This is a genomic window from Mesorhizobium sp. (genome assembly GCF_024509055.1).
In the GTDB taxonomy this organism is placed as follows: Bacteria; Pseudomonadota; Alphaproteobacteria; order Rhizobiales; family Rhizobiaceae; genus Mesorhizobium.
Window position 1 is genome coordinate 1 of the sequence record NZ_JANINM010000190.1, and the last position, 3,318, is coordinate 3,318.

At 63.7% G+C, this 3,318-nt stretch carries 3 protein-coding genes and 1 riboswitch; all 3 genes read right to left on the reverse strand.

The genetic code is table 11. The annotated features are described in order from the left end of the window. Positions 1 to 122: 122 nt before the first annotated feature. The 3 genes from cobW to Q0L57_RS08970 all read right to left on the reverse strand — a co-directional run bounded on the left by cobW (position 123) and on the right by Q0L57_RS08970 (position 3,062). Complete coding sequence (cobW, locus tag Q0L57_RS08960; RefSeq protein ID WP_296741310.1) at positions 123 to 1,160, reverse strand: cobalamin biosynthesis protein CobW; 1,038 nt, start codon at positions 1,158 to 1,160, stop codon at positions 123 to 125. A 2-nt stretch (positions 1,161 to 1,162) separates the two neighbouring features. Further along, positions 1,163 to 1,591, reverse strand: a complete 429-nt coding sequence (locus tag Q0L57_RS08965) for a DUF1636 family protein (RefSeq protein WP_296741313.1) — start codon at positions 1,589 to 1,591, stop codon at positions 1,163 to 1,165. A gap of 38 nt (positions 1,592 to 1,629) precedes the next feature. Beyond that, positions 1,630 to 1,833, reverse strand: a riboswitch (cobalamin riboswitch). A 29-nt stretch (positions 1,834 to 1,862) separates the two neighbouring features. After that, the gene (locus Q0L57_RS08970; protein ID WP_296741316.1) at positions 1,863 to 3,062 is read right to left on the reverse strand and encodes a winged helix-turn-helix domain-containing protein; all 1,200 of its coding nucleotides are present in this window, start codon (positions 3,060 to 3,062) and stop codon (positions 1,863 to 1,865) included. Positions 3,063 to 3,318 lie beyond the last annotated feature (256 nt).

Below are 3,318 nucleotides of genomic sequence, written 5' to 3' on the forward strand. Positions count from 1 at the left end.
CGGCGAGATCGTCGAGCGAGGCAGAGCTGGTGGTCAGTATATGCATTTCGCCCCTTGTTCTCAGCAATTCCGCACGGAAAACCGCTTCACACTTTTCCTGGAATTGCTTGAGGCCTGTTGCGTTAGCCGGCGAGTATAGCCTCGATCGCCGGGCGGTTCAGCCCCTTGAGGCCAATGACGACAAGCCGAGAGCGCCGGTCGTCCTCGGCCGTCCAGGCGCGATCATAGTAATGGTTGACGCGCGGGCCGACGGCCTGGAGCAGGAGCCGCATCGGCTTGCCGCCGACCTCGACGAAGCCTTTGACGCGCAAGACGTTTTCCTGCTCGGCGGCGGTGGCGACACGCTTGGCCAGTTCGTCCGGGTTGGCGATCGCGGGGATGTCGACGATGAAAGTGTCGAAGTCGTCATGCTCGTGGTCGAAGGCGCCGTCATGGTGCGAATTGCGGTTCTCGATGTCGTCTTCCACGGCGAGGCCGAGGCCGAGCAACACCGAGGGATCGACCTTGCCGTGCGAGGTCGGCACGATCTTCACGGCGCGGGCCGAGTGTTCGTTGATGATGGAGTTGGCGCGGGCGGAGCCGGCTTCGTCCATCAGGTCATTCTTCGACAGGATAACCAGGTCGGCGCAGGCGATCTGATCCTCGAACACTTCCTCGACAGGGTCGTCATGGTCGAGCGTCTCGTCCTTGGCCCGCTGCGCCTGCAGGGCGTCCATGTCGTTGGCGACGCGGCCCTCGGCCAGCGCCGGACCGTCGACGACGGCGACGACGCTATCGACCGTGACGCGACTCTTCACCGTCGGCCACTGGAAAGCCTGGACCAGCGGTTTCGGCAGAGCGAGACCCGAGGTCTCGATCAGGATGTGGTCGACCTTCGGCGTTAGCGAAAGGATCTGATCGAGCGCCGGCACGAAATCGTCGGCGACGGTGCAGCAGATGCAGCCATTGGCCAGCTCGACGATGTTTTCCTCCGGGCAGGTGTCGATGCCGCAGCCCTTCAGGATCTCGCCGTCGATGCCGATGTCGCCGAACTCATTGACGATGATGGCAATGCGCTTGCCACCCGCATTTTCCAGGAGATGGCGGACCAGCGTCGTCTTGCCGGCGCCGAGGAAGCCGGTGACGACGGTGCAAGGAACACGGGAGACGGAAGCGTTCATGGTCAGTCCTTCAGCATGTCGAGGGGAGGGATGCGGGCAACGAGGCCGCGCTTGAGGGAATCGGGCCGGCCACGCCATGGGATAAGGCCGTCGGTCGAGGTGGCGAAGAGCTTCGCGCCGGCGACGAGATCGGCGCCGCTGGTCGTGTTCAGATCGCCGAAGACGTAGCTCCAGCAGCCGTCTCGCAGCAGCGCGGCACTGAGCCGGCGCTTGCAATTGCCGAGACACTCAACAGTGCGGATGCGGACACCCTCGCTGGATGCAGCCCGGCGCGTGTCCTCTGCAAGCAGCGAGCCGGCGCGTGGATGCGCGTCCGAACCCGTTTCGTCGCGGCAGGATGAGCACACGATGACGGTCACGCCAGCCAAGGCTTCGCCGTCGTCGGACGACTTGTCCGCTGTGCCAGCCGAAAAACTGCCGTTGTGGTCCAAAAAAGTGCTCCTTGCCCGGAAACCCGCCGGGCGATCGGATCTCAAAAGTCTCAGACGGCAGGTCTCCTGGCTCGCGGGTCGTTGCCCTGGTGCCGCCTTCCCGGGAACATCCCAGTGGTTTTCGGCTGAGGCTCGTCGCTTACAGTTGCGGGGACAGCCGCGGATTTGGACCAAGTGCCCGCACCGCATTCCCTCTTGGCTCCTCCTTTTGCCGGGAGGAGACCGTCTGCGGCGGATTTAGGCTTTTGGGCGCTGGCCTGTCAACGCGCGGCTACGACACTGCGATGTCGGCTAGCGCCGGTCCGAGGTCGCCAGCCGGCGTCACCTCAATGTGCTCCAGGCCAAGCCAGGCTTGCATCTGCTTCAACTCGTCAAAGAGCTGGGCGGCTGTATCCGGCGGCGCGCCGGCCTCTGGGTAGGCGGCATTAACGCGAAGCACGCTGGCCGGGCGATCGGCCCTGAGGTCGACACGCGCGACGATCCGGTCGCCAAGCAGGAACGGCAGCACATAGTAGCCGTACTGGCGCTTCTCGGCCGGCGTGTAGATTTCGATGCGGTATCTGAAATCGAACAGCTTTTCGGTGCGGGTACGCTCGAAGACCACGGGGTCGAACGGCGCGAGCAAGGTGCGCGCCTCGATCCGGCGTGGAAAACGGGCGTCCTTATGAAGATAGGCGGTCTTGTCCCAGCCTTCGACGCTTACCGGCACCAGCTCGCCCGTTTCGACCAGCTCCTCGATCCGATCCTTTGTGTCGCCTGGCGCCAGACGAAAATAGTCGCGCAGGTCCCCATAGGTGGCGATGCCGTGGGCGCGGGCGGAAATGCGCAGCAATTCGCGATGCGCGTCCTCGACCGAGGGCACGGGCATGTCGAGCACGGCTTGCGGCAAAACGCGTTCCGGCAGATCGTAATAGCGTTCGAAGCCGCGCCGGTAGGCGGTGGTGATACGCCCGGCCCAGAACAGCCATTCGAAGGCGTGCTTGGCCTCGCTCCAGCCCCACCAGCCGCCATTGCCCTTGTGACCCTCTATGTCGGAGGCGGCGATCGGCCCGCGTTCGGCGACCTGATCGTAAATCTCCTTGATGAGTTCGGGACGCTCGCGGCCCCATTTGGCGAGGCCGAGATACATCTCGTCGCCAGCCTCGGCGCGCTGCATGCGCCAGCGCAGCAGCGGCCAAGTCTCGACCGGCAGGTACGAGGCCTCATGCGCCCAATATTCGAAAACGGTGCGCTTGCGGGTGAGCGCCGCGTTGTCGAGCAGCGCGAGCGGGTAGGGGCCGAGGCGCGAATAGAGCGGCATGTAATGCGCGCGCACCACCGCGCTGACGGAATCGATCTGCAGCAGGCCGGTGCGCGAGAGCACGCGGGCAAGGTGCCGGCGGTCGGGCGTACCGGCAGGGCGAGGATCAGTGAAACCCTGGGCGCCGAGCGCGATGCGCCTGGCCATGCGAAGCGAGATTTTTTCCTTCATCCAGATGCGCTTGCCCCAATCCATTTGCCGGATTTTTAACCGGTGATTCCAGCGATGCTAACAGGCAAATGGCGGGAGATATGTCAGGAGATAAAAGTGGAGTAAAAAGTGAAGGAAATCAATCAGGAGCAGATCGGACCAGTTTGCCGCGATAAGCCGTCCAGGCCGGAGTTTTGAACAAGGTTTGACTTGCGTCGCTGGAACCGCTGCGCTAACCCTCGCCGCGTTGCAGCATGGGCCCCTTAAAACGGTTCAG

Coding starts and splice junctions, on each gene's coding strand:
- Q0L57_RS08970 (WP_296741316.1), bottom strand. CDS start 3,062: ATGAAGGAAAAAATCTCGCTTCGCATGGCCAGGCGCATCGCGCTCGGC.
- cobW (WP_296741310.1), bottom strand. CDS start 1,160: ATGAACGCTTCCGTCTCCCGTGTTCCTTGCACCGTCGTCACCGGCTTC.